At 61.1% G+C, this 26,700-nt stretch carries 27 protein-coding genes and 1 tRNA gene; 17 read left to right on the top strand and 11 right to left on the bottom strand.

Annotated features, from left to right (window positions below; genetic code table 11):
* Positions 1-190 precede the first annotated feature (190 nt).
* The 7 genes from EFR00_RS21685 to rpmH form a co-directional block, all read right to left on the bottom strand.
* Entirely contained in the window at positions 191-466 is a 276-nt protein-coding gene (locus tag EFR00_RS21685; RefSeq protein ID WP_039617608.1) for a hypothetical protein, read from the bottom strand.
* Positions 467-670: 204 nt separating this feature from the next.
* Positions 671-895 carry a hypothetical protein gene (locus EFR00_RS21680; RefSeq protein ID WP_039617609.1) on the bottom strand — a complete coding sequence of 75 codons (225 nt, stop codon included), beginning with the start codon at positions 893-895 and terminating at the stop codon, positions 671-673.
* 129 nt (positions 896-1,024) lie between these two features.
* Complete coding sequence (locus EFR00_RS21675) at positions 1,025-1,234, bottom strand: cold-shock protein (RefSeq protein ID WP_016737600.1); 210 nt, start codon at positions 1,232-1,234, stop codon at positions 1,025-1,027.
* 243 nt (positions 1,235-1,477) lie between these two features.
* A complete protein-coding gene (gene yihA, locus EFR00_RS21670) occupies positions 1,478-2,131 on the bottom strand; it encodes a ribosome biogenesis GTP-binding protein YihA/YsxC (protein ID WP_009991862.1) in 654 nt (217 codons plus the stop codon).
* A gap of 140 nt (positions 2,132-2,271) precedes the next feature.
* Positions 2,272-4,065, bottom strand: a complete 1,794-nt coding sequence (gene yidC, locus EFR00_RS21665) for a membrane protein insertase YidC (RefSeq protein ID WP_077991165.1) — start codon at positions 4,063-4,065, stop codon at positions 2,272-2,274.
* On the bottom strand, positions 4,065-4,466 hold the full coding sequence (gene rnpA / locus EFR00_RS21660) for a ribonuclease P protein component (protein ID WP_039617616.1): 402 nt from the start codon (positions 4,464-4,466) through the stop codon (positions 4,065-4,067). The genes yidC and rnpA overlap by 1 nt, the downstream gene beginning before the upstream one ends.
* Positions 4,467-4,487: 21 nt before the next feature.
* Entirely contained in the window at positions 4,488-4,622 is a 135-nt protein-coding gene (rpmH, locus tag EFR00_RS21655; RefSeq protein ID WP_008524438.1) for a 50S ribosomal protein L34, read from the bottom strand.
* A gap of 420 nt (positions 4,623-5,042) precedes the next feature.
* Here rpmH and EFR00_RS21650 point away from each other — a divergent pair, with 420 nt between their 5' ends.
* The 3 genes from EFR00_RS21650 to EFR00_RS21640 all read left to right on the top strand — a co-directional run bounded on the left by EFR00_RS21650 (position 5,043) and on the right by EFR00_RS21640 (position 9,186).
* Positions 5,043-7,043, top strand: a complete 2,001-nt coding sequence (locus EFR00_RS21650) for a methyl-accepting chemotaxis protein (RefSeq protein ID WP_077991163.1) — start codon at positions 5,043-5,045, stop codon at positions 7,041-7,043.
* Positions 7,044-7,465: 422 nt separating this feature from the next.
* Positions 7,466-8,986: an ATP-binding protein gene (locus EFR00_RS21645; RefSeq protein WP_077991161.1), complete on the top strand. Its 1,521-nt coding sequence runs from the start codon at positions 7,466-7,468 to the stop codon at positions 8,984-8,986.
* A 123-nt stretch (positions 8,987-9,109) separates the two neighbouring features.
* Positions 9,110-9,186, top strand: a tRNA-Arg gene (locus EFR00_RS21640).
* A gap of 120 nt (positions 9,187-9,306) precedes the next feature.
* Here EFR00_RS21640 and EFR00_RS21635 read toward each other — a convergent pair.
* Positions 9,307-10,218: a LysR family transcriptional regulator gene (locus tag EFR00_RS21635; protein WP_077991159.1), complete on the bottom strand. Its 912-nt coding sequence runs from the start codon at positions 10,216-10,218 to the stop codon at positions 9,307-9,309.
* A 168-nt stretch (positions 10,219-10,386) separates the two neighbouring features.
* On the opposite strand from EFR00_RS21635, the gene EFR00_RS21630 reads away from it, so the two are divergent.
* Entirely contained in the window at positions 10,387-11,715 is a 1,329-nt protein-coding gene (locus EFR00_RS21630) for an alkyl/aryl-sulfatase (protein ID WP_245435267.1), read from the top strand.
* A 412-nt stretch (positions 11,716-12,127) separates the two neighbouring features.
* Positions 12,128-12,784, top strand: coding sequence for a DNA methyltransferase (locus EFR00_RS21625; protein ID WP_077991157.1), 657 nt, complete (start codon positions 12,128-12,130; stop codon positions 12,782-12,784).
* A 43-nt stretch (positions 12,785-12,827) separates the two neighbouring features.
* Here the strand turns inward: EFR00_RS21625 and EFR00_RS21620 are convergent, their stop codons facing one another.
* Positions 12,828-13,253, bottom strand: coding sequence for a hypothetical protein (locus tag EFR00_RS21620; RefSeq protein WP_009986467.1), 426 nt, complete (start codon positions 13,251-13,253; stop codon positions 12,828-12,830).
* Between the two features lie 133 nt (positions 13,254-13,386).
* Between EFR00_RS21620 and EFR00_RS33930 the strand changes: the two genes are divergently transcribed.
* The 10 genes from EFR00_RS33930 to EFR00_RS21560 all read left to right on the top strand — a co-directional run bounded on the left by EFR00_RS33930 (position 13,387) and on the right by EFR00_RS21560 (position 22,172).
* A complete protein-coding gene (locus EFR00_RS33930; protein WP_009986466.1) occupies positions 13,387-13,515 on the top strand; it encodes a hypothetical protein in 129 nt (42 codons plus the stop codon).
* Positions 13,515-14,102, top strand: a complete 588-nt coding sequence (locus EFR00_RS21615) for a hypothetical protein (protein ID WP_009986465.1) — start codon at positions 13,515-13,517, stop codon at positions 14,100-14,102. The genes EFR00_RS33930 and EFR00_RS21615 overlap by 1 nt, the downstream gene beginning before the upstream one ends.
* Positions 14,103-14,594: 492 nt before the next feature.
* Positions 14,595-14,915 (top strand): hypothetical protein, encoded by a 321-nt coding sequence (locus tag EFR00_RS21600; RefSeq protein ID WP_009983982.1) that lies wholly within the window; start codon positions 14,595-14,597, stop codon positions 14,913-14,915.
* A gap of 191 nt (positions 14,916-15,106) precedes the next feature.
* Complete coding sequence (locus EFR00_RS21595; RefSeq protein ID WP_039617632.1) at positions 15,107-15,478, top strand: hypothetical protein; 372 nt, start codon at positions 15,107-15,109, stop codon at positions 15,476-15,478.
* Between the two features lie 155 nt (positions 15,479-15,633).
* Positions 15,634-15,933, top strand: coding sequence for a hypothetical protein (locus EFR00_RS21590; RefSeq protein ID WP_009994192.1), 300 nt, complete (start codon positions 15,634-15,636; stop codon positions 15,931-15,933).
* Between the two features lie 220 nt (positions 15,934-16,153).
* Entirely contained in the window at positions 16,154-16,822 is a 669-nt protein-coding gene (locus EFR00_RS21585) for a class I SAM-dependent methyltransferase (protein WP_009994193.1), read from the top strand.
* A gap of 216 nt (positions 16,823-17,038) precedes the next feature.
* Entirely contained in the window at positions 17,039-17,920 is an 882-nt protein-coding gene (locus tag EFR00_RS21580; protein WP_038686582.1) for an aldo/keto reductase, read from the top strand.
* Positions 17,921-18,488: 568 nt separating this feature from the next.
* A complete protein-coding gene (locus EFR00_RS21570; RefSeq protein ID WP_077991156.1) occupies positions 18,489-19,766 on the top strand; it encodes an alpha/beta hydrolase in 1,278 nt (425 codons plus the stop codon).
* A gap of 83 nt (positions 19,767-19,849) precedes the next feature.
* Positions 19,850-21,100 carry an NAD(P)/FAD-dependent oxidoreductase gene (locus EFR00_RS21565; protein WP_077991155.1) on the top strand — a complete coding sequence of 417 codons (1,251 nt, stop codon included), beginning with the start codon at positions 19,850-19,852 and terminating at the stop codon, positions 21,098-21,100.
* A 34-nt stretch (positions 21,101-21,134) separates the two neighbouring features.
* Complete coding sequence (locus EFR00_RS21560) at positions 21,135-22,172, top strand: 4-hydroxyproline epimerase (RefSeq protein WP_077991154.1); 1,038 nt, start codon at positions 21,135-21,137, stop codon at positions 22,170-22,172.
* A 62-nt stretch (positions 22,173-22,234) separates the two neighbouring features.
* On the opposite strand, the gene EFR00_RS21555 is transcribed toward EFR00_RS21560, so the two are convergent.
* On the bottom strand, positions 22,235-23,767 hold the full coding sequence (locus EFR00_RS21555; RefSeq protein ID WP_077991153.1) for a winged helix-turn-helix domain-containing tetratricopeptide repeat protein: 1,533 nt from the start codon (positions 23,765-23,767) through the stop codon (positions 22,235-22,237).
* A gap of 118 nt (positions 23,768-23,885) precedes the next feature.
* On the opposite strand from EFR00_RS21555, the gene EFR00_RS21550 reads away from it, so the two are divergent.
* Positions 23,886-24,320 carry a cupin domain-containing protein gene (locus tag EFR00_RS21550; protein WP_077991152.1) on the top strand — a complete coding sequence of 145 codons (435 nt, stop codon included), beginning with the start codon at positions 23,886-23,888 and terminating at the stop codon, positions 24,318-24,320.
* Between the two features lie 110 nt (positions 24,321-24,430).
* Positions 24,431-24,913, top strand: a complete 483-nt coding sequence (locus tag EFR00_RS21545; RefSeq protein ID WP_077991151.1) for a RidA family protein — start codon at positions 24,431-24,433, stop codon at positions 24,911-24,913.
* A gap of 63 nt (positions 24,914-24,976) precedes the next feature.
* On the opposite strand, the gene EFR00_RS21540 is transcribed toward EFR00_RS21545, so the two are convergent.
* Entirely contained in the window at positions 24,977-26,524 is a 1,548-nt protein-coding gene (locus EFR00_RS21540; RefSeq protein ID WP_039617649.1) for a putative bifunctional diguanylate cyclase/phosphodiesterase, read from the bottom strand.
* Between the last annotated feature and the right edge of the window lie 176 nt (positions 26,525-26,700).

Genomic DNA, 26,700 nt, shown 5'->3' with positions numbered 1-26,700 from the left:
AACAGTATGAGATCAAGCGTTGCTGCAAAAACTGCGATGGCGCAAGTACAATCGATGTCGCAGGTCTAATCAGCCGGTGCCTAAATGCGCCAACTGTCGGGGATCTCGAAACCGCCGTGAGCCACGGTCGACATGACTGTCGGCAGGCCTCTGTTGGCCGCAAGGTCATGCGTCAGCGTCAGTCGCGAGCTTACGCCCGGTCATAGGTGAATGAGGTTAGCAGCGTGGTGACAAAATTGCTGGCCCTTTCTTTGACCAGAAGTTCGGTCCACTCATCCGTCCCGCGCAGCCGCAAATCCGTATAAATACTGTCCACGGCGGCCTCTTCTATGCGCTTAATATGGGACTTGAACGAGGCCTCGCCGCCGCCATGATACATATCTCGGATAACCATGCGCAAAATCTCCTGGATGGCGATCTGCCATGCTGTATTGATCGACTGAAGTTCCTTCGTATCCTCTGCCATTACGGCGTCCTTTGGTATGAGTGAACTGTCAGCACGGCTCTGCCCGTGCCTGTTGACGCCCCTTGGCGCGAAAGCTTTCTTTGAAAGTGCGTCGGGAGAGGGCGATGCGGCGCGGTTCGTGCACGAGAAGATATTCGGCGCAGCTCGGCATGCCACGTCTCCGGGCCACCTGCATCGGTGTCGGCCGCAACCTCTTGCCGGTGATCAGCAGGCTTTGGCGCGTTTCGCAAGAAGGGCAGACATCGCCGAGGCGCGATCGTCGCGTTGCTTAGCAAGCCGTGCTTCCCGCAACCGCAAGGTTTTTGCCTGTTGCGACTGGGCGTCGGATTCCAGCTCTTCCATCGCCTTATTCTTCGCGAAAAACTCGGACTGGATGTTGCCGAAGGCGATCTCCGCCCGCTGGCGGGATTTGCTGTATGTTTCTGTCATTTCTTTTCCGATATTGAAGGCTCGACTGCGAGCGAAAACAAAAAGGCCAGGCAGAGCGCCCGGCCTTGAATAAATCGGTGCTTCCGGCAGTGCCAGTACATCCGTGGTCAAAGGGAAGCAGATACCGATTTAAGCCTTCTGGAGATTGCAAGCGGACATCTTGCCCGACTTGTGGTCTCGCTCGAGATCGAAGCCGATCTTCTGGCCTTCGACGAGTTCGCGCATTCCGGCGCGCTCGACGGCGGAGATATGAACGAAGGCGTCAGCGCCGCCGTTGTCCGGCTGAATGAAGCCGAAGCCCTTGGTGGAGTTGAACCATTTAACTGTGCCAGTGGTCATGATGAACCCTTTCATAGCAATATTGAGAAACCGCAAGGCGTTAAGGCGATGCGGATGGCGGTAACGATTTTTGAAAGGAAGTTCGTTCAGGCCGCGGTGCTAATCGCGCGATAACCAAGCCAGCAAGCAAAATTCGGTAAGCACTATATAGGCCACCCAATCCGGATCGTCAACCTTTAGTTTTCGTTTGACCGGTAAAATAAACTTTTAGCTGTTTTGGTGAGTACAATAGAGGTCGGGTCATTATTTCCAGTTTGCGATTCCGACCGTTTCGGCGATCGCCTGGCGTAGATCGTCGAGCCCGTCGCCCTTCTCGGACGAGGTGGAAAGCACGAAGGGATAGGCGGCCGGGCGCTTGCGGATCTTGTCTGCGGTCTCGGCCAGCAGCTTCGGCACGGCCGGCGCCTTGATCTTGTCGGTCTTGGTCAGCACCAGCTGATAGGAGACGGCGGCCTTGTCGAGCAGGGTGAGCACGTCCTCGTCATTCTTCTTGATGCCGTGACGGCTGTCGATCAGCACGTACACCCGCTTCAGCGTCGCGCGGCCGCGCAGGTAATCGAAGACGAGTTTGGTCCACTTGTCGACCTGCTCCTTCGGCGCCTGGGCATAGCCGTAACCCGGCATGTCGACGATCGCCATCGGCGGCAGGTCGCCGCCTTCGCCGGAATAGCCGTCCGGGACGAAGTAGTTGAGTTCCTGCGTGCGCCCCGGCGTGTTCGAGGTGCGCGCCAGGCCCTTCTGGCCGACCAGCGCATTGATCAGCGACGATTTGCCGACATTCGAGCGGCCGGCAAAGGCCACTTCCGACGGCCCCTCCGGCGGCAGGAAGGTGAGCGACGGGACGCCGCGGATGAAGATCCAGGGGTGGCCGAAGAGCGGCTTTTCGGTTTCGGGCATGCGGGCTCGGCAATCCTAGGGTTCGGTCTTCTGTCGGCTTCGTGGTTTTGCGGGCGGATGTCAAGCTTTCTGGCGGTCCGCGCCTCGTTTCAAGGGCCGGCCGGAAATGAATAGCCCCGCCGGAGCGGGGCTCGAGAGCATCATTTCGAAGGCGCCGGTTTTCGCCGGAACATGCCCTTCAGATTGTCGAAGAGTTCGATCTTGACGCCATGGCGCTTCATGATCAGTCCCTGCTGCGCCACCGAGAGCGTGTTGTTCCAGGCCCAGTAGATGACCAGGCCGGCCGGGAAGCTTGCCAGCATGAACATGAACACCAGCGGCATCCAGTTGAAGATCATCGCCTGGGTCGGATCGGGCGGCGTCGGGTTCATGCGCATCTGCACGAACATTGTGATGCCCATGATCAGCGGCCAGACGCCGAGATGCAGCAGCGCCGGCCCCTCGAAGGGCAGCAGGCCGAAGAGATTGACGATCGTCGTCGGATCGGGAGCCGAAAGGTCCTTGATCCAGCCGAAGAATGGCGCATGCCGCATCTCGATGGTGATGTAGATCACCTTGTAGAGCGAGAAGAAGATCGGGATCTGCAGCGCCACCGGCCAGCAGCCGGCGATCGGATTGATCTTCTCTTCCTTGTAGAGCTGCATCATCGCCTGCTGCAGCCCCATCCGGTCGTCGCCGAATTTCGTCTTCAGCTCCTCCATCTTCGGCTGCACGCGCTTCATGTTCGCCATCGAGGCATATTGCTTGCTGGCGAGCGGGAAGAACAACAGCTTCACGACGATGGTCGTGCACAGGATCGCCACACCGAAATTGCCGAAGAAGCGATAGAAGAAGTCCATCATCTTGAACATCGGCTTGGTGATGAAATAGAACCAGCCCCAGTCGATCAGCCGGTCGAATTTCGGGATCGAATAGCTGGCCTCGTAGCCGTCGATGACGGGAACTTCCTTGGCGCCGGCAAAGACCAGGTTCTTGAGCTCGATCGATTGGCCCGGCGCGACGGTGAAGGCATCGTCCTTGTAGTCGGCCTGGTAGCGTGGCTGGCCATCGGCAAAATGCGAGAAGCGCGCTTCATAGGCTGACGTCTGCGGCGGAACGATCGTCGCCGCCCAATATTTGTCGGTGATGCCAAGCCAGCCGCCGGTGGATTTCGCCGGCATGACGGCTTCCTTCTCGACGGCGGAGTATTTTGTTTCGACGAGGCCGTCATCGCCGATGACGCCGATGAAGCCTTCGTGCAGGACGTAGACGGAGGGCGTCGTCGGTTTGTTGTAACGCGTGACACGGCCGTAGGAAGACAGTGATACGGGAGCTTGGCCGGTATTTTCGATCTTGTCGGCGACGGTGAACATGTAGCGCTCGTCGACGGAAATCGTCCGGGTAAACGTCAGGCCCTTGTCATTGGTATAGGAGAGCGTCACCGGCGTCTTTTCGGTGAGCTTGGCGCCCTCAGGTGCGGTCCAGAGCGTCGAGGCGCCGGGAACGGCGCCCGTCGCGTCGCTGCCGATATAGCCGAGCTCGGTGAAATAGCCGTCCTTCGTCTCTGCCGGGCTGAACAGGGTAATGATCGGGCTCGAGTCGTCGACGGTCTCGTGGTAGCCCTTGAGCTTCAGGTCGTCGAGCCGGGCGCCGGCAAGGTTGATCGAGCCGGAAAGCGCAGGGGTGTCGATGACAACGCGCGGGTTCTTTGCCAGCGCCTGCTCGAGGGTCGCCGTTGCGGCGGCCTGGCCGGAAGGTGCCGTACCGCTCGTCGGGGCCGGCGTCGTGCCGCCGGCGGCAGGCTGCTGCACCTGCTCTGTCTGCTGCTGCGCCTTCTGGGCTTCCTGCGCCTTGCGCTGGGCCTCGATGCGCGGATTCATGTAAAGAAACTGCCAGCCGAGGACGATCAGCACCGAGAGAGCGATCGCAATGAAGTAATTGCGGTTGTTTTCCATCATACGTTCCTGGGGCGTCCGTCTCCGGAGCGCCGGTGTTTCGGCCTGGTTTCCACGCGAAGCTTCAGCTCCGCGGCCAATTCCTGGAAGGACGCGTCAAGCACGTCCCTGCGCGCGACAACCACATAGTCGTGTCCGGGCCGCATTGCAAATCCCGCATGAAGCCGCACCGCCTCTTTCAGGCGGCGGCGCATGCGGTTCCGTTCGACCGCGTTGCCATGTTTTTTGGTGACTGTGAATCCGACGCGGGCCTGGCTGTCGGGTTCCTTCCGGTCGAGGACTTCGAGAAGGAAGAGAGCTCCGCGGCGTTTTTCGCCCTCGCGCACGGCAAGAAACTGCGGGCGGCTCTTCAGCCGCCCGACAGTGTATTTCTTCTCACTGGTCGTCAATTCGCCCGCCATCTCTTACCGGGCAACCCGGCCTTAAGCCGAAAGACGCTTGCGGCCCTGCGCGCGGCGGGCAGCGATGACCTTGCGGCCACCCTTCGTGGACATGCGCGCACGGAAGCCGTGGCGGCGCTTGCGAACAAGCTTGGATGGTTGGTAGGTACGCTTCATTTATTTAAACACCGCGGAGTGCGGCCCTTCTTGAATTTGCATGATGCAAGGAGCGTTGTTTTTCGAACGGGCGGGCCATGAAAGGCTTGAATGACCGGACGTGCGGCGGCTTATACGGATGAAGCCCGGCAAAGTCAATTATAGCCGATAATTTCACTTGCGCGGGCGCCGCCAACTGCGGTTTTCGCATTGTGGTGTTAATAAATCCGCGACGCTCCGAAAGGTTGTGCTTCGCTCAAGAATCAACAAAAACACCTTATTTTTCAATGATTTGAAGCCGTAGGAGATGGCTGGATCGGCAATAATTCCTGCGCATAATCGTAAATACTGGAAATCTAACTTTAATCAATTTCGCCGATATTCAGCGTATCGGCTGGGGGAACTGCTTTCCAAGCTGTGGTGTAGCTAGGAGGCATTGCATTGAAGATCCGCGGGAAAATTAATCTGCTGGTTTGCGTGATGGGCGCGGTGGCGCTTCTGATCGGCGCAACGGCGTTATCCGCCATGCGTGAATACAGCCGCAATCTCACGGCTTACGAGCATGCCGCTGCCCGCGCCTATGCCGGCGAACGCCTCAACCGTTTCGTCACGGCCGTCGTCATGGAATCGCGCGGTATTTACGCGGCCAAGTCGATCAAGGATACGACGAACTTCGCCAAGGGCTTGATGGCCGGCCTCGACGAGATCGACAAGGTCATCGCCGGCTGGGCGCCGCTGGTGCCCGAGGACGAAAAGGACAGTTTCGCCAAGCTGGTCGCACGCGCCGCCGAATTCCGCACCTTCCGCACGGAAACGGCACGGCTGGGCACCGAGGTCGGCCCCGAGGCCGCCAGCGCCCAGGGCAACAACGAGGCGAATCGCGCCAACCGCAAGGCATTCCAGGCCGAGATCGACGTGGTGGTCGCTATCGACAAGGCTGCGCTTCAGGCCGTCAATGATGAGGTCGAGAGCTTCCGTTCCTGGGTGTTGATGCTCGTCCTCGGCATCACCGGCATCGGCATCGCAGTAGGCGTCGGCATGGGCTTTTATATCGGCACCAGCCATCTCAGCCGTCCGATCAAGCGCGTCACCTATGCGATCAAGGAGGTCGCCGACGGCAATTTCGACGCCGAGGTTCCCTTTGCCGGCCGCAAGGACGAAATCGGCGAGATGGCCGCCGCGGTCGCGGTCTTCAAGCAGAACGGCCTGGCCATCAAGCGTCTGAACGCCCAGGAAGCGGCGATGCGCGCCAAGAGCGACGATCTGCAGTCGAGCATGTCCGTCGTCGTCGCCGCAGCTGCGGCAGGCGATTTCAGCCACCGCATCGACAAGGATTATCAGGACGAGAACCTCAACCGGTTCGCCGGCAACATCAACACGCTGCTGTCGAGCGTCGATGCCGGCATCGGCGAGACCCGCCGTGTGATCGCAAGCCTTGCCGAAGGCGACCTCACCCAGACGATGAACGGCAGCTTCCAGGGCGCCTTCGCCGAGCTGCAGCAGAATGTCAACAACAGCTTCGTGACGCTGCAGGCAACGATGCGCGAAGTGCGCCAGACGACGGAAGCGATGAACGGCAACACAGCCGAGCTGCGCAATGCCAGCGACGACCTGTCGAAGCGCACCGAACAGCAGGCGGCCGCCCTCGAGCAGACCTCGGCGGCGCTCGATCAAATCACCGCCGTCGTCCAGAATTCCACCGAGCGGGCGCATGAAGCCACCGTCATGGTGTCGGAGGCCAAGGAAAATGCCGGCCGCTCCGGCGTCGTCGTTCGCAATGCCGTCGAGGCCATGGGCCGCATCGAGCAGGCCTCGCGCGAGATCAGCCAGATCATCAACGTCATCGACGAGATCGCCTTCCAGACCAATCTACTGGCACTGAATGCCGGAGTTGAAGCGGCCCGCGCCGGTGAGGCCGGCAAGGGTTTTGCCGTGGTCGCCCAGGAAGTGCGCGAACTTGCCCAGCGATCGGCAACCGCCGCCAAGGACATCAAGGCGCTGATCACCAAGTCGGGCGACGAGGTGCAGATCGGCGTCAAGCTCGTCCAGGCGACTGGCGAGGCGCTTTCCGAAATCGGCACCCGCGTCATCGCCATCAACGATCATATCCATTCGATCGCCACCGCCGCGGTCGAACAGTCGACCGGCCTCAAGGAGGTCAACACCGCCGTCAACCAGATGGATCAGGTGACGCAGCAGAACGCCGCGATGGTGGAGGAAACCTCCGCCGCCACCCACAGGCTTTCGGCCGAGGCGAACGGGCTGGTGCACCTCATCGCCCGCTTCAAGCTGTCGGATGGGGCAGCACCCGTGGCGCTTGTCCGCAACGAGGCGCACCGGCAGCCGGTCGCCTCCCCCGCCCGCCGGGCGATCGCCAAGGTCGCCCGCGCCTTCGGCGGCGGCAGTGCCGCCCCTGCCGAACAGAGCTGGGAAGAGTTCTGATCCTTACTAATCACTCTCCATTTTAACGCCGCCTCCGGGCGGCGTTAGTTTTTTCTGCCCGGTCCGTGCTGGGCAAAGACCCCGCCCCAAACCCCTCCCCACAATGGGGGAGGGGCTTAACCTGTCGCACCGGCGCTTCCCACTTCATCTTCTCATCCGCGGAAAGGCTGATATTTGCTGCGCGGGCGCCGCAAATTAGTCCCTCCCCCTTGTGGGGAGGGGTTGGGGAGGGGCCTTCCTCCTCCCGGCCGGGCGTTTCTTTGTGACGACGTGACGCTGATCGCAAAGATTTGAAAGCGGAGCCTGTTGGTCTAATATAAGGCTCCAGAGCATGATGCCGAAAAGTGTAAGCGGTTTTCGGACGACATCATGCTCTAACTAGCGATAGGGCGGCCGCATGCCGCTAATCGGGCGAGACTCAAATGCCGGTTCGAAACCAGGGCAACGATCCTTCGGCAGACATCCCGGCGGCCGGCGAGGCCGCCAAGGGGCGGTGCCCGTCTGCCGGCATGTTCGGCGGATTGTCCGGCAAGCTGCTCTGGCTTACCGTCGTCTTCATCATGCTCGCCGAAATCCTGATCTTCTTTCCCTCGGTTGCCAGCATGCGCATGCGCTGGCTGCAGGACAGGCTGAACACGGCCGCCGCCGCCGCCATCGTCATCGATGGGCTGCAGCCGATCGAGCTGCCGCGTGCGCTGCAGAAGGAGACGCTGGAGGCGACCGGCACCAAGGCGATCGTGCTGCGCAAAGAAGGCACCTCGCGGCTCCTGGCGACAACGGACATGCCGGCCTCGGTCGACGAATCCTACGACCTGACGGACGTGCCGCCGCTGACGGCGATCCGCGACGCGCTCGACACGCTGATTTTCGGCGGCGGCAGGATAATCCGCGTCTACGGCCCCGTCGGCGACACCCAGGTCGGCGTCGAAGTGGTGATGAAGGACCGGCCGCTGCGCACGGCGATGTTCGCCTATTCGCGCAATGTGCTGCTGCTGTCGGTGCTGATCTCGCTGTTCACGGCGACGCTGATCTTCTTTGCGATCAACCGCCTCCTTATCGGCCCGATCCGCCGGCTGACCGGCAGCATGCAGCAATTCTCTTCCGATCCCGAAAACCCGGCCCATGTCTATATCGGTGACGGCGGCCGCGACGAGCTGGCGGTCGCCGGCCGCAATCTCACCTCGATGCAGATGGAGCTGCAGAAGACGCTGAAGCAGCAGAAGAACCTCGCGGCCCTCGGCCTTGCCGTTTCCAAGATCAACCACGACATGCGCAATATCCTGGCTTCCGCCCAGCTGATGTCGGACCGGCTGGTCGATGTCGATGATCCGATGGTCAAGAGCTTCGCGCCGAAGCTGTTGCGCACCATCGACCGGGCGGTCGGCTATACGACCGAGGTGCTGTCCTACGGCAAGGCCAGTGAATCGGCGCCGCGCCGCCGCCATGTCCGGCTGCTGGAGCTGACCCAGGACGTTAGGGACATGCTGGCGATCGACCCGCAAAGCGGCATCGAATTCATCGAGCAGTTCGCTGCCGACCTCGAGGTCGATGCCGATGGCGAACAGCTTTTCAGGGTCATTCACAACCTCTGCCGCAACGCGCTGCAGGCGCTGACCGCGCCGGGTGAGGGCGGCCCGGGTGCCGTCAGGCGCATCACCGTCTCCGCCCAGCGCGTCGGCAGTGTCGTCAGCATCACGGTGGACGATACCGGTCCCGGCATGCCGTTGAAGGCGCGCCAGAACCTCTTTGCCGCCTTCCGCGGTTCGGCCCGCTCCGGCGGCACCGGCCTCGGTCTCACCATTGCCCGCGAGCTGGTGCTCGCCCATGGCGGCACCATCGCGCTTGTGGAAAAACCGACGGTCGGCACCCAGTTCCGCATCGAAATCCCCGATCGCCCGGTTTCGCTGGACGATTACCGCAACCGGACGCACAGCGAGAAGTGAGGGAATTTCACCCGCTGTGGCCGCAAACAGGCAAAGACGCGATTTTTTCAGAAATGCTCTTGCATTGTCCGAAAGGACCCTTTAGAGGATCGCCCACGCAAGCGGCACCGCCGCTTCTGCCACGCACCCGTAGCTCAGCTGGATAGAGCACCAGACTACGAATCTGGGGGTCAGGAGTTCGAATCTCTTCGGGTGCGCCATTTTCCATTCATTGTCGCTTGCCACGCTATTTTGCCTTTTTGGCCACTATGTTGCCTTTCCGGCTAAGCGTCGGGGCTCCATCGGGGTTCAAGCCCTTCTCCGGGATCGCGGTGCAACCGCTATTGGAACCACTCCTCATCCGACGGAACCCTGCAACTGTCCTCGATGATCGAGAGATGCGCCGAGCAGAAGTCGAGATAAGCCCGAACAATCGTGGATGGATGCCGTTGGCGCCTGTAGACGAGGTGCAAAGCAGTGTCCGGGAAAGGATGCTTGGGCAGCAATTCTAGGAGCTCGCCCTTTTCTAGAGGTTCCGCGGCGAGGAACGAGGGCAATTCCGTCGCAATGTCCCCCGCAACGGCCCTTGCCCTCAAGTGAAGATAGTCGTTCACCGTAAAAGTGGCTGAGACTTGGTTCGCATGACCGCCAAGCATCCAGACGGGGCGGGCGTCGAGGGCGGACCCCCATGCGGCGCAGGGATATCGGCTGAGATCGGCCGGCTGGTTCAATCTGCCATGCCGTTCGACCAGCCTGGGACTGGCGACAAGGACATGCCGGAACGTGAGCATATGTCGGGCGACAACCGTATCGTCGGCGATCGCGCCAACCCGTAGCGCGACATCGACCCCGTCCGACAAGAGATCAACACGTCTTTCCGTCGAATAGACGCTGATCTGAATGTCCGGATGGGCGCGTTGGAACAGGCCTAGCAGCTCCCACCAGGGCTCGAAGGATTGCGGTAGCGACAGGCGAAGGCGTCCGACCAGTCGCGCCTGCGCACTCACGATCAAGCGCTCGGCCTCCTGCAGCGCCTCTATCCCGCCGCTGGCGTGCTCGAACAATCGCGATCCGGCTTCCGTCACTCGACAGCCACGGGCGGTGCGCTCCAGAAGCTGCACCTTCAGGTGACTCTCGAGTTCCGCGATTTTGCGACTCAACGTTGGGAGCGGAACTCCCATTCGCGTAGCGGCAGCAGAGAGACTGCCCGTCTGCGTGACCGCGATGAACATGCTGACAGCGTTGTAATCCATAAGGTGCCTATCGCTGATGAGAGGCTGCTTGTCAAATCGCGGGCTACTGTTTTGTAAATGAGCATCTTACTTTTCGCCCTCACTTAGAGCGGCCGAATGCTGGCCGCTGGCCATTTTGGAGATAGGGGTAAGATGTCAGGCTCATTGAAACGCAAAGTAGGAGTCGTCATGGCTATCGCAACAACACTCGGGATGACGGCTCCGGCTTTCGCTGCCGACGATTTCTCAGGTCGAGACAGGCTGAGGGCGCACTCGCAGGAATTTCGCAAACGCGTCGAGAAAGTTTCCGAGGGCGTCTACGCCGCGATCGGCTACTCCGCCAGCAATGTCACCTTGATTCAGGCCGAAGGTGGCTCGATCATTGTCGATACTTCGGCCAATCCGGTCGATGCCAAGGCGATCGTTGAAGCCTTCGGTGATCGGATGACCCACCCTGTGCATGCGATCATCTATACCCACAATCATCCCGACCACACAGGGGGTGCAACAGTATTCGCAGGCGGTGACAAGCCTCGAATCTATAGCCACAAGCTTCTGGTCACGGCCAAGCCGGACATAGGTCGAGGACGTCGTGACGGTGGCGATGCGTTTGGTATCGCTCTGCCTAACGATCAGTTCGTCAACGCCGGCACGCAGTTGGAATACGGCAGGGTGACGCCTCATACCCGCGAGGGGTTTTTGCCGCCCACCCAGACCTTCGACGGCGAGGAAGAAAGCCTGACGATCGCGGGCGTGCCGATGCAACTGATCCTCACGCCCGGCGAGGCCGACGAGAACATCTCTGTCTGGTTGCCGGATCGTAAGGTCTTGATCGCGGGCGACGTGTTTTTGAAGACCTTTCCCAACATAGCGCCGCTGAGAGGTCTTCCGACCCGTCCCGTGGAGAAATGGATCGCCAGCCTGGACAAGCTGATTGCGCTCAACGCTGACTTCGTCGTGCCTGGCCATATGGGCACGATCACGGGCGCAGACGAAGCGAAGGACGCGCTCATGTCCTACCGGGACGGTATCAAGTTCGTCTACGACAAGACGATCGAAGGAATTAGCAAGGGCAAGACCCCCGACGAGTTGGTTCGGGAGATAAAGCTGCCCGCGGAGTTGGCGCACCATCCATACCTGCAGGAATATTACGGTACTGTCGCCTGGGCGGTGCGCGGAATCTATTCGCAGAACGCCGGCTGGTTTGACGGCAACCCGACACATATCTTCCCGCTGACCGACAAGGAACGGGCAGAAAAGCTGGTGGCGATGGCTGGCGGGCCAGCGAAGATGATTGAGCATGCTGAGGCGTCGCTTTCGATCGGCGAATTCCAGTGGGCGGCGGAACAGGCTGATTATGTTCTTGCCCTTGAGCCACAGAACGGCGCTGCAATGATGATCAAGATCCGTGCGCTCCGGGAACTCGGCGAACGTCAGATGAATGCGACCGCCCGCAACTACTACCTGACGGTGGCGCAGAGCTTGGAGAACGACGCTCAAGACAACCGATCCAAGTAGACTCCGTTCAAGAGCTGCGCTGGTTGGATCACAGCTGGGGGCATACGTGTGTCCCCTAATCGCTTTCAATTGGCCGGACGACTAGCACTAAGGCCGGCGGCGATCCAAGCACACGCCGTCATCCTCCTGCACTCGATCTTGAGCGCGATAGAGGGAAATGTCTTGGCAAAAAGGGCAACTTGCTGCAGGCGGCAAAGCTGCGTCGCGATTCTCAATGGATTACCCTATCTCCAGAAGCAAAATAGCGTGGCAATTGACAATCAGAAGTTCCGCATGGCTCCTGAACGGTAAGGTCATCCGACGCTTCTCCCAGCCTGTGCGCAGAAACTTTTGCCGCCGGCTACGATGAAGCTCTTCCGGTCGCAGCAGAGTTGCTGTGCTCGGTGACTTATGTGCGCGGAGGAGGTTTGCCGTGACGATCTCAGAATTATTGACGGTCTCCAACCGACATCAATTCGCCTTGCCGGATTTTCAGAACGGCGATGAAATCAGGTTCCCCGGCGCTTTGGTGTCGGCATTGCTTGATCGGTTTACAAAACCAGGAGACGCCGTCTTCGATCCCTTTGTCGGCTTTGGAACGACGTTCTTTGTCTGCGAGCAGAGGGGCAGGCTCCCTTATGGGATAGAAGCCGACCGGCAGCGATATGAATGGGTCAGGGAACGCATCACGGCAAAGCATCATCTCATCTGCGGTGATAGCGCGGAGCTGGCAGCCTTCGATCTTCCCGAGATGGATTTCTGCATCACATCGCCGCCATACATGCCCCATTGGCACAAATGGAACCCGCTCTATAACGGCGATCCCGATTATGACGGCTATGATGTCTATCTGAAAAGAATGCAGGAAATATACGGCCGGATCTGCCAACGCATGAAGACGAACGCCTATCTTGTCGTTCAAGCCGACAATCTGACCAACGAACAGTTCTCCCCACTTGTCTGGGATCTGGGAAGAGCTTTGTCAGAGGTTATGACGCTCCAAGGGGAGATTATGGTGAATTGGTCTGAAGCAGTCGAAAGCGGCAACGGATTCACCCAGTGCCTCGTGTTCAGGAATACGGGCGGATAACAAACTTGCCGCGACGTGGCGGCCCCAAGGCAGCGAAGCGAAACTATTGAGCGGTCGGGAAGTCTCTCTCAAAGGCTTCCCTTTCTCTCTTCCCGAACGCGGATGAGTAATAGCCACTGCAGATCAGATAAGAGCACTCATCCGGATTGCCCATTTGCCAACCCGGCAGGCAGGTTACGACTCGCTGGAATTTTTCGTTGCAAAGGCCGTGGTTTGCCAAGAGCCGCGGCTCGTTTCCGAAATACGCGCTTATGGCTTTCTGGCGAGTCCATGCAGGAACGACTTTCCAATCAGCGTCGCCGCCCTCAGCGCTAACATTGCCGGTTGCACAGAGCGACCAGTTGGAAATCACGATCGGCTGATCGCAGGCAAAAGTCTGGGCGGCGCTTCCCAACAAGATCGAAACCAGCGCCAGCAGCCGCTGGCCATAGATCATCGCGCCCTTCTCCCTCATGTCTAACTTTCGCATCCTGGCCTCCACCGCGCGCAATTAACCTGTCACCATTCTTCAGATGACATTCAGAATTGAGCTAAGATTATTTTCCTAGTTCATGAAACGTTCTTACGCTAGATTGCCGAGCGTTGCAACCATGGAATGTTGAATGTCGAAGAATATTGTAGCGATTGCCGATGTCTCCGCTTGGGCCGATCTTTCCCTCCGCAGGCGTGAAAAAACGAGTTCCTCTGTCGTCTCTCGCAAGGGCGTGCCGGCAGCCGAGGTGATGGTCTGATGGCGGAATTCAACCCTCGTGACAGGAGCCGCACCAGTGCCGGCAAGACGCGGTCGCTGGTGCGCAAATTTACCAAGCCGCCGAGCGGGAGTGATGATGGCAGCCTTCGCTGGCAATGGTTGACCATCCAGCTGCTGGAATCGCCGGCGTTCACCTCACTGAGCGCCAATGCCAGCCGCGCCTTCTTCCGCATCATCATCGAGCACACCGCACACGCCGCCCTCGCAAATGGCAGGCTTGTCGTCACCCATCCGCAGTTCGTTTCCTACGGCGTCACCGGCGAATATGTGGCCGATGCCCTCGACGAGCTGGACTATAAGGGCCTTATCAAGGTCCGCCGCGGCCGGGCGGGCAGCGGTGTGGCGCATCCGAACCTCTTCACCCTGACCTTTGTCGGTGACCATGAAGGCGCTCCGCCCACGGATGATTGGCGGCGATGCACGGCGGAGAGGTGCCGGAAGTGGTCGGAGATCGACCGCAAGCTTGCCGCCGAAAAACGCGGGCGGGTCGGCCGAAAGAAAAAAGCGCCACTTCGGGATGCCGAAATTCCCCCGCTTCGGGATCCCGAAATTCGCCGCGCCTCGTGAGCGGTCGGGGCGAGGGAAGAGGCAATGATTTCAATGCCCCTACCAATTTCGGGATTCCGCAGTGCTATATAGATTCTGGTGGGAATTCCTGATGAGCCCGCAAGATCAAACCGGAAGCTAGCAGAGCGGTTGCCTGCTGCCCGCATGCCTAGAGCCTTTCCTGGTTAGATTGAAGCATTCTGCCGGAGCAGGTTTTCGTCAGGGCAGAGGCGATTGGCGACGGGCATACCCCAAGGTACGTCCGAGCCGATCGCCTCTGATCCTGGCGGAAACCTGCCCGGCCCTTCGGGTTGGCTGAAACGGGCCGGCTGATCGACCGGCCGGCTTGGCCGTAGAGCTGGGCTCCGACGCGCCCCGACCGGTCGACCATCCGACTTCGTTTGAGCCAACAGAATGCTTCAATCTAACCAGGAAATGCTCTAGCTTCGCGCAACCTTGCTGGTGTATCCGCGAGCGTGACGATGTTTGACGCGCTTTCGGCCGGAGGAATGCATGGCGATGGGAATTTTTCGGGCTCTGGGCGCGGCGGCGATGTTGGCGGTAATTGCCGGCTGCATCGACCATGCCAACGACCCGGTGCTGCTGGCCGTCGGCGTGCCGGTCAATCCGCCGGCCGTTGCACGCGGCATCTGCATGACCGACGGCAATGCCATGTATGAAGAGGCGAAGCGCCAGTATGAGCTGCGCGCCCAGCTGACCGGATATGCGCAGGCCGATGCGCTGGAAGCCGAAACGACGGCACGTGCCGCCGCCCACCGGCAATATGTCGCCTGCCTCTCCGGCCAAGGCTACCGCACATTATACGCGAATTGAGAACAGAGAATTCATATTTACTTGCCAGCGCCGTCGGTGCGCTTCGCCTGATTGCGACTTTTCACAAATTCTCGCGGTAAGGTCACGCCGGATCGCCTGCAATCACGAGTTTTGGAAGCTGCGCGTGATGGCGGAACTCCACTCGCCGCAAAGGCATTTTCTTGAGGTAAATCCACAAAGGAGGGTTTATCATGAAGATATTCAGCCTTGTCCCTTTGACCGCCGCCCTCGGCACCCTTGTCGCCCTCGCGGCAATCCCGCCGGCTGAGGCCGCGCCCGTTCCCACGCTTCGGCCGCCCATCATCTCTGAGGCGAAAGCAGTGCAATATAAGGCACATGCCGGCACCTGGCACGGCTATCGGGGCTATGCCGCGGAACGCCCCGGCACCCGCCGCCATTCCGATGGCTATTGGTATCCGCTGGCCGCCTTCGGCGTCGAGCCCGGCATGACAGGCTCGGTCATCCGTCAGCCGGTGAACAGGCCGGCAGCTCCGACAATGTGCAACCCTACGTTTTCGGGATCGATCGGTCCCGGTAGCATGCCCTGCGATAACGGCTATTGAGCCGGCAAAGGAAAGAGGCGGCGATGAGCCGCCTTTTTCTATTTCGGGGCGCCGCTCACATGTTCGTGACCCCTGTTGCGGTGCGGTAATATGTGACAGATCCGCTTCCTAACTCCTCGGCGTAAATTCCCTCAAATCCTCCCAAGGAGACGATCATGATCACGACGTTCAAGAGCGGCCTGGCGGCCGTCGCCATCGGCGCAATGCTCGGCCTTTCCTCGTTCTCGGCCGAAGCGGCTCCCCTCCAGTCGAGCGCGACGGAGCAAGGCGCGGTCAAGCAGCCCGTTGCCCAGGAAGAAACCCAGATGCAGCACGACAGGCGCACCACCGGTTCGATCGGCGAGCGCGGTCCAAATAATATGGCTTCACCCTATATGATGAACCCGAAGAAGCCGCTCAACATGGATTGCAAACTCGGCTTCAACCCGTCCAGCAGCTCCAGCTGCAACTATTGAGGCCGCGCGATCAGTGTGAGAGGCGGCTTCCGGGCCGCCCCTTTTCCATCTGGATGGTGGCCGAAACGGCCATGGATGCTCAAACATGCCGGACGCCGATCGAAAAATTCGTCGCAAACGCCGGCTTGCACAGGCGATTGACGTCTCTGCCTTGGAATTGCCATGCTGGCCGCGATGGTCGCATTGATACTCAATTGAATTTCAGACAGGTGGAACAGTCATGACCGCAAAGGCTGCATGCTCCGACTTCCTGCATTTTTTCCGCTCCTGGGTCAGCAACCCGCTTCGGGTGGCGGCCATCGCGCCGTCGGGTGATTCGCTGGCGAGGATCATGACCAGCGAAATTGCCGCACTGGATGGGCCGATCATCGAGCTCGGCCCGGGCACCGGCGTGTTCACCCGGGCGCTGCTCGCCCGCGGCATCAGCGAGGCGGATCTCACCCTGATTGAATATGGGCCTGAATTTATCGATGCGCTGCAGGCGCGTTTCCCGGCGGCGCGCGTCTTGCAGATGGATGCCGCCCACCTTGTCCAGGCCGATATTTTCGAGGACGAACCGGTCGGCGCCGTCATCAGCGGCCTGCCGCTTCTGTCGATGTCGCCGCGCAAGATCGCCTCGATCCTTGCCGGCGCCTTCACTTATATGCGGCCTGGCGGGGCGATCTATCAGTTCACCTATGGCCCGCGCTGTCCGGTGCCGCGGCCGATCCTCGACCGGCTCGGCCTGAAGGCCGTGCGCATCGGCGGCACGGTGCGCAACCTGCCGCCCGCTTCCGTCTACCGAATTTCCCGCCGCAAGCCGCTCGAACTCTCGCGCGAGCGCCTTCGGTACCGGGACAGCGAGGCGGACATTGACCTCGTCGCCTTTTCCGGCGAAACGGGCAGCTGAAAAGCCGGTATCCTTATCGCCGCTCCGGCGTCGCTTTGACGCCGATGTTTCCGGCGCCATCCCTGTTATCCCGATAGTGCCGTCCTATATCTCAAGCGTCGCAGCCGCCGCTTGCCGATGCCGCGGCGAGGGCCGGCTCATCACCGCCAGGGCGGGCCGGGCGCTTTCGGCCTTCCGCTGATTTCAAGCATTCCATTGATCAGGAGAGGAAAGATTATGGCCAGTCACAACGCAGCCAAGTCAGGCACCTTCAGGATCGGCGGCGAGATCGAGGTCAATCGTCTCGGTTTCGGCGCCATGCGCGTCACGGGCAAGGGCATCTGGGGCGAGCCCGAAGATCATGCCGAATCTATCCGCACCCTGAAGCGTCTGCCGGAGCTTGGCGTCAATTTTATCGATACGGCCGATTCCTACGGCCCCGACGTTTCCGAATGGCTGATCAAGGAGGCGCTGCATCCCTATGGCGGCAAGTCCGTCATCGCCACCAAGGGCGGGCTGACCCGCCACGGCCCCGACATCTGGCTGCCGGTCGGCCGGCCCGAATATCTGATCCAGCAGGCGCATAAGAGCCTGCGCAATCTCGGGGTCGAGCGCATCGATCTCTGGCAGCTTCACCGCATCGATCCGAAATTGCCGGCCAGGGAACAGTTCGATGCGATCAGATCGCTGCTCGACGCCGGCCTCATCCGCCATGCGGGCCTCAGCGAAGTCTCCGTCGCCGAAATCGAGGCGGCCTCGAAACACTTCAAGGTCGCCACCGTCCAGAACCGCTACAATCTCGTCGATCGCACCAGCGAGGACGTGCTCGATTATTGCGCCAAGCACAATATCGGCTTCATCCCCTGGTACCCGCTGGCCGCCGGCGACCTCGCCAAGCCGGGCTCGCTGCTCGACACGATTGCCAGGAAGCATAATGCCGCCCCCAGCCAGATCGCGCTCGCCTGGGTGCTGAAGCGCAGTCCTGTCATGCTGCCGATCCCCGGCACGTCCAAGGTCAAGCATCTGGAAGAAAATGTCGCGGCCGTCGACATCACGCTGTCGGATGAGGAGTTTTCGGCACTGGATGCCGAAGGCCGGAAGCTATTCAATGCGGCGTGAGGGGACGACGGCAGCCGATGAGAGTGCGCTTGGCTTGCCCCTCACCCTAACCCTCTCCCCGTTTTACGGGGAGAGGGGACGTGCCCTGCGAGAGGTTGGTGGGGAACGTAGAGGTCGCGGCATATCCCCTTCTCCCCGCGAGCGGGGAGAAGGTGGCGGCAGCCGGATGAGGGGCGCCCGTCGGCGATCAACGAGGCCACATTTTCCGGCAATATTTTGACCACCTGGTCAAACATGCCGCAAAATGAGGCGTCGATCTGTCATTTCGAGGGCAAGCATTGCACTGGATGCATTGCTGCATTGCGGTATTTTCGCTATTCCCGATCAAATGAATGGGCTATCACTATCTTCGTAAGCAGCGCACTCCTCCTCCCAGCGCTCTTACATCGGACTGACAACACTCCTCCTCCCAGTTGTCAGTCAGGATCAAGAGCCTGGCGCACCTCCTCCCGCGCCAGGCTCTTTTCTTTTTTCCCCAAAGTTTTCACCGCGGTTTGACTCGGCAGGCGTCGACGGACTATTTGAACGGGCGCCCCTGTCCGGTGCGCGCACCGGTTGGAGTTTGATCATGATCGGCAGATGGCGCGTCCCGCATGGGGCCCAGACAGGTCTTCTGCTTGCAGCGCTGGTGCTCGCCGGCTGCGGCGGCAGGCCGGTCGGCGTCATGCAGGCGGCCGGCACGGTGCCGCCGGGCACCTCGAAGGTCGATCTGCTGGTGGCGACGACGCGGGCTGCCGATGACAATCCCGCGGTGCTTTTCTCCGGCGAGCGCGGCACCGGGCTTGCCGTCAACGCCGTCGATGTCTCCATCCCGCCGGATGCCAATCGCAAGGTCGGCCAGGTGCAATGGCCAAAGCGGCTGCCGGCCGACCCCTTGCGCGATTTCGCCACCGTGTCCGTCGATCCGCTCGAAGGCGAGCGGGCGGGCGAGACCTGGCTGAAGACCCATATGCCGAAAAGCCGCCGCGTGCTGGTGTTCGTGCACGGCTTCAACAATCGTTATGAGGACGCCGTATACCGCTTCGCCCAGATCGTCCATGATTCACATGCCGACGTGGCACCTGTCGTCTTCACCTGGCCCTCGCGCGCCAGCATCTTCGATTATAATTACGACAAGGAAAGCACCAATTATTCCCGCGACGCACTGGAGGAACTGCTGACGCGAACCGCCGCCAATCCCGCCGTCAGCGACATCACCATCATGGCGCATTCGATGGGCACCTGGCTTACCGTCGAAGCACTCAGGCAGATGGCGATCCGCAACGGCCACGTCGCCGGCAAGATCAACAATGTCATCCTCGCCTCGCCGGATCTCGATGTCGACGTCTTCGGCCGCCAGTTCGCAAGCCTCGGCAAGGACAGGCCGCATTTTACCATCTTCGTCTCGCGGGACGACCGGGCGCTCGCCTTGTCGCGGCGCATCTCCGGCAATATCGATCGCCTCGGCCAGATCGATCCCTCGGCCGAGCCCTATCGCAGCAAGCTCGAAGCGGCCGGCATCACCGTGCTCGATCTCACCAAGCTCAAGGGCGGCGACCGGCTGAACCACGGCAAATTCGCCGAAAGCCCCGAGGTGGTGAAGCTGATCGGCGACCGGCTGATCGCCGGCCAGACGATCACCGATTCCAATGTCGGCCTCGGCGAGGCCGTCGGCGCCGTGGCGATGGGCGCTGCCCAGACCGCCGGAAGTGCCGTTGGCGTCGCTGTCAGCACGCCGATCGCCATCTTCGATCCGCGCACCCGGCGCAATTACGACGCCCAGCTGAAACGTCTCGGCCAGTCGGTGGACAATACCGTCGGTTCGGTCGGCGACAGCGTCGGCGCCGGCCTGCCCGCCACCCAGTAAAAATTTCATAGGCAATCATTCTCGTTCTGATATATCAGGCTGGCGAAGCGGCGGTTTGTCTGCCGTGCGGTTGGGTTGATGGCATGGCTGAAGAGACGAAGAAGAGGGTTGTTGTCGTCGGCGCGGGGGTGATCGGCGCCTCCATTGCTTTCGACTTGCAGCGACGTGGCATTCAAGTGACGCTGATCGACAAAGGCGAGCCGGGACGCGGCACCTCCTTCGGCAATATGGCGAGCATCGCGCTCGATTTTGCCGCTGGGTCCGGCCCTTCGACCTGGAAGAAAATGCCTGGATGGCTACTCGATCCAGAAGGCCCGGTCTGGTTGCGGCCCTCCTATGCAGCAAAAATGCTGCCCTGGTTCCTGCGCTTCCTTGCGGCCGGCCGCCCGTCGCGCCTCAGGGAAATCGAAGATGCCGGCATGAGCCTGTCGCAGCGCGCGCTCAGCGATTTCAGGCAGATGCTGCAGGCGATCGGCGCCTCCGAGTTGATGACGGAGGAGGGGTGTCTGGCGATCTACGAGACGGAAGCGGAATTTGCCGCCGACCGCGGCCACCTCGCCATGATGCAGCGTTACGGTCTCGAATTCGAAGTCTTGAGCAACGGCGCCATCCAATATTATGAGCCGGCGCTTTCGCCTGTCATCGCCAAGGCCGTGCTGCTCCCCGACAATAAGTCGATCCGCGATCCCTATAGACTGGTGGTCAAACTGGCCGAGGCGGCCAAAGCCGCGGGCGCGGCTTTTGTCTCCGGCGCTGTCAGAAATATCGAGCGCAAGGGCGCCGGCGCCGTCGTCGTCCTCTTCGAAGATGGCGGCCGCGCCGAGGCCGATTCCGTCGTGCTCGCCGCCGGCGTCCACACGCGATTCCTGGCCAAAAAACTGGGCGAGCCGATCCCGCTCGAAACCGAGCGCGGCTATCACACCCAGATCATGAAGCCGGGCATATCGATGCGCTATTCGGTGATCTGGCCGGCGCGGGCCTTCATGGTGACGCCGACGGCCGGCGGCCTCCGTGTCGGCGGCAATGTCGAACTCGCCGGGCTCGATGCAGCGCCGGACTTCCGCCGCCCGCGCGTGCTGGTGCGCCACGCCCAGCGGGCGCTGCCCGGCCTGAAACTCGAGGAGGCGACGGACTGGATGGGCCATCGCCCGGCTCTGCCCGATACGATCCCGATCATATCGCCGTCCTCGAAGATGCCGGGCGTTTTTTATGCGACCGGCCACGGCCATCTCGGCCTGACCTATGCCCCGACGACAGCGCGGCTGATCGGCGATATGGTGACCGGCATTGAGCCGCCGGTCAACATGCGCCCGTTCCGCATCGACCGATACTGATGAGAGCCGTGACCTCAGAACCGGAGTTTTCGATATGAGATGGAAGCGCACGATCCAGTTGCTGGATGTCCATGCCGAAGGCGAGATCGGCCGTGTTGCGATCGGCGGCGTGCCGAAGATCCCCGGCGAAACCATCGCCGCCCAACTGCATTGGCTGAACACCGATCCGAAGGGCGACGAGCTGCGCCGCTTCCTCTGCCTCGAGCCGCGCGGCGCCCCGATCGGCTCGGTCAACCTGCTGCTGCCGGCAAGGCATCCGGAAGCGGACGCCGCCTTTATCATCCTGCAGCCCGACCAGGCGCATGCGAGCTCCGGCTCGAACTCGATCTGCGTGACGACGGCGCTGCTCGAAGCCGGCATCGTCGAGATGCAGGAGCCGGAGACCATCGTCACGCTGGAAACCGCAGCCGGCCTCGTCAAGGCGACGGCGACCTGCCGCGACGGGCGCTGCGAGAAGGTCAAGCTCACCATGGTGCCGTCCTTCGTGCATGAGCTCGACGTCGAGATCGACACGCCGCATTGGGGCAGGATCAAAGCCGATCTGTGCTATGGCGGCATCTTCTATGCCCTCGTCGATGTCGGCCAGATCAATCTGACGATCGAGAAGGCCAATGCTGCCGGCCTCGTCCAGGCCGGCATGATCCTGAAAGAGCTGATCAATCGCGACATCAAGGTCGTCCATCCCGAAATCCCGGCAATTTCGGACGTCGCCTATGTGATGTTCCGTGATACCGAGGCCGACGGTACGGTGCGCACCTGCACCACCATGTGGCCGGGCCGGGCCGACCGCTCGCCCTGCGGCACCGGCAATTCCGCCAATCTCGCCGCGCTCCATGCCCGCGGCAGGGCAAAAGTCGGCGACGTCTTCACCTCGAAATCGATCATCGGCTCTGAGTTCGAGGTCGGCCTGCAGGCGGTGACGGAAGTCGCCGGCCGCCAAGCCGTCATCCCCACCATCACCGGCCGCGGCTTCACCTTCGGCCTCACCCAGGTGGCGCTCGACCCCTTCGACCCGCATCCCTTGGGCTTCGCGCTGACGGATGTCTGGGGGCCGTCGGCGGGAGAGATTTGATTGCTCTGCCGCCTGGCCGGAGGCGTATGACCTTGCCTGCGACTTGCTCGAAAGGGGTCCTTTTAACGTTCCGCTTCTTGCAGCAGCCCGCTGAGACGGGTCGCCCACAGCCGATTGCCATCCCGAAACGGTCCAAGCGCATCGCCGGCAGATTCGGGAATGCCTTTGGCAGCAGCGGCAAAGCGGCGAGCCTGCTCAATATGTCCCGTGGCCATATGGCAGCAGGCCTGAAGGCGCATGAGCGCCGGCCAGTCGGGCCGCGCCTTTAATGCCGTGTGCCCGACGTCGAGGGCGCCCTCGACATCGTCCGAAAAGAGCCGCGCGAGCATCAGCAGACTGAACCAGACACCATTCTGCGGATCATGCGGATTGAGTTCGAGGCCGCGAGACAAAGGCTTTCGTGCGCCGGCCGCATCACCGGAATAGAGCCGGGCCATGCCGAGGACGAGATGCCCGAGGGCGAAGCTCGAACCGAGCTCGATCGACCGTTCCGCGGCGAGGATCGCCTGGTCGGCGCGGCCAGTGTAAGCCGACACGATCGCGAGCGCATAATGTGAATAGGGGTTTCGCGCGTCGAGATAGATCGCCCGCAGGGCTGCCGTTAACCCTTCCTGACCATCCGCGGCGGGATCGTCCGTCCAGCCATAGGCGATGAGGCCGGCGTTGACCCGCGCCCGCCAGATCTGCGCCTCCGGAAGCATGGGGTCGAGCTCGGCGGCCTCGCGGAAAAATCGTCTTGCCAGAAGGTGGGTTGGCTGTGAGACCTTGTGGAAATTGAATGTGCCTTGGCGGACAAGGTCCCAGGCCGTGATGTTGCCGGTGTGGGGAGCGACCGCAAGCCCGTGGCGCAACAGCAGCTCCGGTTCGATCGCCGCGGCGATCCGCTCGGCGATGGCGTCTTGCACCGCAAATATCTCGGCAAGCTGAAGGTCGTAATGCTCGGACCAGACCGTCGCGCCCCTGGCCGCGTCGGCGAGGTGCACCGATATCCGGATCCGATCGCCGGTATACCGGATAGCCCCATCCACCAGAAAATTGACACCGAGTTCGACCCCGACGGTGCGCGGATCCCTGGAGCCATTCCATCTTGCGAAACTCGCTCCGCGTGACGCGACGCGCAGCCATCTAAACCGGGTGAGCGCGATGATCAGGTCGTCGGCGATACCGTCGGCCAGATATTGTTTCTCAGTATCGCCGCCCAGATTTTCAAACGGCAGGACTGCAATCCCGGGGTTGGGTTCGGCTCGCGCATGCCACCCGCTATCGGCTCCGTCGCTTGCGGTCTCCACCCGGCCGGAAAACCTGTAGCCGAGCCGTGGGACGGTGACGATCCATTCGCCGCCGTCCGATGCTGGGCCGAGCAGCTTGCGAAGCGCGGCAATCTGAACGGAAAGATTGCTTTCCTCGACGGCCAACCCCGGCCAAACGGCGTCCATCAGCGCCGATTTGGAGACCACGCCCCCTTGTGCCGCAAGCAGAACGGCAAGCAGCGAAGCGCCGCGGACGCCGATGGCGACAGGCCGATCGTCACGAAGCAAGCATCCGTTCTCGGCAATGAACTCGAAATGGCCGAATGCAAGGTGCTGGGTGTTCATGGCCGGCTATGATACGCCGATTTCGCAGCTTTTCGGAATTTTTCGGCATCGCTTCAGGACTTGCGCCGGCTGAGCGCGCAGAGTCTGTTTCATCGCCGCCACGAAAATGGTGAGAGCCATGAAGAACGAAGCAGCCCAGCCGAAAAATCCTTCTGCAGTAACCGCAAAAGTCATCAGCGGCGGCGACAGCCATATTGCCAAGCAGGGATCTGTCTACCGATCGGGCGTCTCGGCTGAGAGCGTCGGATCGACCATGCTTTGGCTCGGGAGGATTTCGCTGCCCGCAGGCAGGCGAACCAGCGCCCATCGCCATGAGGGGCACGAGACCGCCCTTCTCATGACCGCCGGCCAGGAGATCGAAATCTGGTCCGGGCCGGAGCTCGAACGGCGCGAAACGGTGCGCCCCGGCGACTACCTGTTCATTCCGGCCGGCGTTCCGCACGTGGCCGTCAATCGCAGCCTGGAGGACGCCGAGTTCCTCGGTGCCCGCAACGACCCCGCGGCGAACGAGAGCGTCATTCTGATGCCGGAGCTTGACGGCATCGTGCCCTAAGCGGGTCGCGATCCTTGGATTTGGCCGCCACGCCCTAAGCCCCGGTCGCATATCGCTATCGCAAAACCACTGGCCGCTTTGGCGCGATCTAATCACATGGGAGGTGCATCATGGCCATCATCGAACAGCGTCTGGCCGAAATGGGTCTGCAATTGCCGGAACCTTTGAAGGTTCGCGACGGCCTGAAATTGCCCTTTGCCTGGGTTCGGGTGCGCGGCGCCCGCGCTTATATTTCGGGTCATGTCGCCTGCAACCCGGATGGGACTTTGGCAAAACCGCTGGGCAAGGTCGGAGCCGAAGTTTCGCCGGAGCAGGGTTACGCATCGGCGCGGCTCGTCGCCTTGGCCCATCTCGCAAGCCTCAAACGCGCCGTCGGAGACCTCGATCGGGTGACGGCGTGGCTACGCGTTTTCGCCATGGTGAATGTTGCGCCAGGGTTCAATGAGACGCCGCTGGTTACAAACGGCTATTCCGATCTGATACTGGAGCTCTACGGTTCCGACGCCGGCGCCCACGCCCGCTCATCCATCGGCATGGCCATCCCATTGAATGCGCCGGTAAACTGCGAAGCGGAAGTTGAAATCGACGGTTGATCTCACCGGGCGAGGGGGAAACGATTGTCACTCCTGCCCTCGTCAGGCGAACGCATGGTTTCGTCAACGGCGCTGCAGAATCCTGCTGTCGACCTGATGTGCGGTGATCTCCTCAATCGGCGCAGGTCTGCCCAGCAGGTATCCCTGGCCGAAATCACAGCCGAGATCCTGAAGCCGCTGAAGTTGGCTCTCCTCTTCGATGCCTTCGGCCGTAATCCTCACGCCCAGTCCGGTGCCGAGAGCGACGATGGCCTTGATCACCTTGTCCTGCTTGTCATTGGTCTCGAACGAAGCGACGAAACTCCTGTCGATCTTGATCTTGTCGAACGGGTAGCTGGACAGCTGCGAGAGGCTGGAAAAGCCCGTTCCGAAATCGTCGAGAGCAATCCTGACCCCCGCATTCACCAGATCGTCGAGGACAATCCTTGCCGTGACCGCGTCCTGGATGATGGCGCTCTCCGTCACCTCAAGCTCGACCCGGTGCGCGGGCAGGCCGACATCGCCCAATATCTTGAGAATTCTGAGGCCCAGCAACCGGTCGCTCAGCTGGATCGGAGAAAGATTGAAGGACAGGACAAGCTCGCTTGGCCAGGAAAGCGCATCGGTGCAGGCGCTGCGAAGCAGCTGGTCCGTCAATTCGACGATCAGGCCGGCTTCCTCCGCCACTGGAATGAATTCGCTCGGCGGGATGAATTCGCCGGACGCCGTTTTCCAGCGCGCCAGCGCCTCAAAGCCTATGATCTTGTTCGCCTTCAGATCCACGAGCGGCTGATAATAGGGAACGATCTCGCCCTTCCGGATGGCCGCGCGCAGATCGCCTTCTATCCTGACCCGCTTCGCCAGCTCGTCTTGCATCGAAGGCACGAAGGGCTTCACCAGATTGCGGCCCTGCTTTTTGGCGACATACATTGCGCAATCAGAATGCCGGATGACCTGACCGAGCTCATCGCCGTCCTCTGGATAAACTGCGAAGCCGACACTGGCGCCGAGGTCGACGGCGACACCATTGAACGTGAACGGTTTGCCGATGGCGCTGACGATGCGGTTCCCCAAAGCGACGAGATCGGGATGTCCGCTGCGGCGCGCCAGGACCACAAACTCGTCTCCGCCGAGGCGGAAAACGTGCTCACGGGGAAAGAGCGAGGAGAGCCGCTGAGCAACGGTCTTCAGCACCGCATCACCGTGATCGTGGCCGAGGAGATCGTTGACCTTCTTGAAGCCGTCGAGATCGATGCTGAACACGGCATAGGTTTCTTCTGCCCTTTGATCGATCATCGCCTGCGCGCATACGGACTCCAGAAATCTGCGGTTCGGCAGCTCGGTCAACGTGTCATGACAGGCAATCCAGTCGACATGCTTTTCGGCCTGCAGCCTGCGATGAACCTCCCTCGAGAGATCCCGGATCCTCAGCGCGGAATAGACGACTCCCAAAAACCCGGAGACATTCAAGGCAAGCAGCGCATGGTCCAGGGGATAGCCGTGATACCGTTCGATGAACCCATCCAGCCTCTCGTGCCAATCGAAGAACCAGGACAGGCAGAAAAGAAGCAGGAAGATCGAGAGCCAGCCCAATATCTCCATCTGGGGTCTGGTCGGTTGGGTGCGAGGCATGTGAACGGGCTCCTGTTTCATAAAGAGCCATCATGGCCAGTTCGCAGGACCGCATCGTCCTTGCGGTATCGAGACCGCCACAAATCATTCGGGCGGAATTGAAAGGCCGGCTTGCGGTCGCGGTCAAGCGCGCAGTCAAGTTCGAAAGACTATTGTGAGCGTCGAAGGTTAACGGT

Origin of the sequence: Rhizobium sophoriradicis, assembly GCF_003939025.1 — a bacterium.
Classification (GTDB): Bacteria; Pseudomonadota; Alphaproteobacteria; order Rhizobiales; family Rhizobiaceae; genus Rhizobium; species Rhizobium sophoriradicis.
The sequence above is the reverse complement of the archived record's forward strand: the minus strand, read 5'-3'. Positions and strand labels throughout refer to the sequence as shown.

Excerpts from the sequence above, each read along its gene's own strand:
- EFR00_RS21635 (WP_077991159.1), bottom strand. The coding sequence starts at position 10,218 with ATGGATTACAACGCTGTCAGCATGTTCATCGCGGTCACGCAGACGGGC.
- EFR00_RS21600 (WP_009983982.1), top strand. The coding sequence starts at position 14,595 with ATGGCGATGGGAATTTTTCGGGCTCTGGGCGCGGCGGCGATGTTGGCG.
- EFR00_RS21645 (WP_077991161.1), top strand. The coding sequence starts at position 7,466 with ATGCCGGTTCGAAACCAGGGCAACGATCCTTCGGCAGACATCCCGGCG.
- EFR00_RS21675 (WP_016737600.1), bottom strand. The coding sequence starts at position 1,234 with ATGACCACTGGCACAGTTAAATGGTTCAACTCCACCAAGGGCTTCGGC.
- EFR00_RS21540 (WP_039617649.1), bottom strand. The coding sequence starts at position 26,524 with ATGCCTCGCACCCAACCGACCAGACCCCAGATGGAGATATTGGGCTGG.
- EFR00_RS21560 (WP_077991154.1), top strand. The coding sequence starts at position 21,135 with ATGAGATGGAAGCGCACGATCCAGTTGCTGGATGTCCATGCCGAAGGC.
- EFR00_RS21630 (WP_245435267.1), top strand. The coding sequence starts at position 10,387 with ATGGCTATCGCAACAACACTCGGGATGACGGCTCCGGCTTTCGCTGCC.
- EFR00_RS33930 (WP_009986466.1), top strand. The coding sequence starts at position 13,387 with ATGTCGAAGAATATTGTAGCGATTGCCGATGTCTCCGCTTGGGCCGAT.
- rpmH (WP_008524438.1), bottom strand. The coding sequence starts at position 4,622 with ATGAAGCGTACCTACCAACCATCCAAGCTTGTTCGCAAGCGCCGCCAC.
- EFR00_RS21590 (WP_009994192.1), top strand. The coding sequence starts at position 15,634 with ATGATCACGACGTTCAAGAGCGGCCTGGCGGCCGTCGCCATCGGCGCA.
- rnpA (WP_039617616.1), bottom strand. The coding sequence starts at position 4,466 with ATGGCGGGCGAATTGACGACCAGTGAGAAGAAATACACTGTCGGGCGG.
- EFR00_RS21545 (WP_077991151.1), top strand. The coding sequence starts at position 24,431 with ATGGCCATCATCGAACAGCGTCTGGCCGAAATGGGTCTGCAATTGCCG.
- EFR00_RS21680 (WP_039617609.1), bottom strand. The coding sequence starts at position 895 with ATGACAGAAACATACAGCAAATCCCGCCAGCGGGCGGAGATCGCCTTC.
- EFR00_RS21580 (WP_038686582.1), top strand. The coding sequence starts at position 17,039 with ATGGCCAGTCACAACGCAGCCAAGTCAGGCACCTTCAGGATCGGCGGC.
- yihA (WP_009991862.1), bottom strand. The coding sequence starts at position 2,131 with ATGCCCGAAACCGAAAAGCCGCTCTTCGGCCACCCCTGGATCTTCATC.
- EFR00_RS21570 (WP_077991156.1), top strand. The coding sequence starts at position 18,489 with ATGATCGGCAGATGGCGCGTCCCGCATGGGGCCCAGACAGGTCTTCTG.
- EFR00_RS21550 (WP_077991152.1), top strand. The coding sequence starts at position 23,886 with ATGAAGAACGAAGCAGCCCAGCCGAAAAATCCTTCTGCAGTAACCGCA.
- EFR00_RS21585 (WP_009994193.1), top strand. The coding sequence starts at position 16,154 with ATGACCGCAAAGGCTGCATGCTCCGACTTCCTGCATTTTTTCCGCTCC.
- EFR00_RS21595 (WP_039617632.1), top strand. The coding sequence starts at position 15,107 with ATGAAGATATTCAGCCTTGTCCCTTTGACCGCCGCCCTCGGCACCCTT.
- yidC (WP_077991165.1), bottom strand. The coding sequence starts at position 4,065 with ATGGAAAACAACCGCAATTACTTCATTGCGATCGCTCTCTCGGTGCTG.
- EFR00_RS21565 (WP_077991155.1), top strand. The coding sequence starts at position 19,850 with ATGGCTGAAGAGACGAAGAAGAGGGTTGTTGTCGTCGGCGCGGGGGTG.
- EFR00_RS21555 (WP_077991153.1), bottom strand. The coding sequence starts at position 23,767 with ATGAACACCCAGCACCTTGCATTCGGCCATTTCGAGTTCATTGCCGAG.
- EFR00_RS21685 (WP_039617608.1), bottom strand. The coding sequence starts at position 466 with ATGGCAGAGGATACGAAGGAACTTCAGTCGATCAATACAGCATGGCAG.
- EFR00_RS21615 (WP_009986465.1), top strand. The coding sequence starts at position 13,515 with ATGGCGGAATTCAACCCTCGTGACAGGAGCCGCACCAGTGCCGGCAAG.
- EFR00_RS21620 (WP_009986467.1), bottom strand. The coding sequence starts at position 13,253 with ATGCGAAAGTTAGACATGAGGGAGAAGGGCGCGATGATCTATGGCCAG.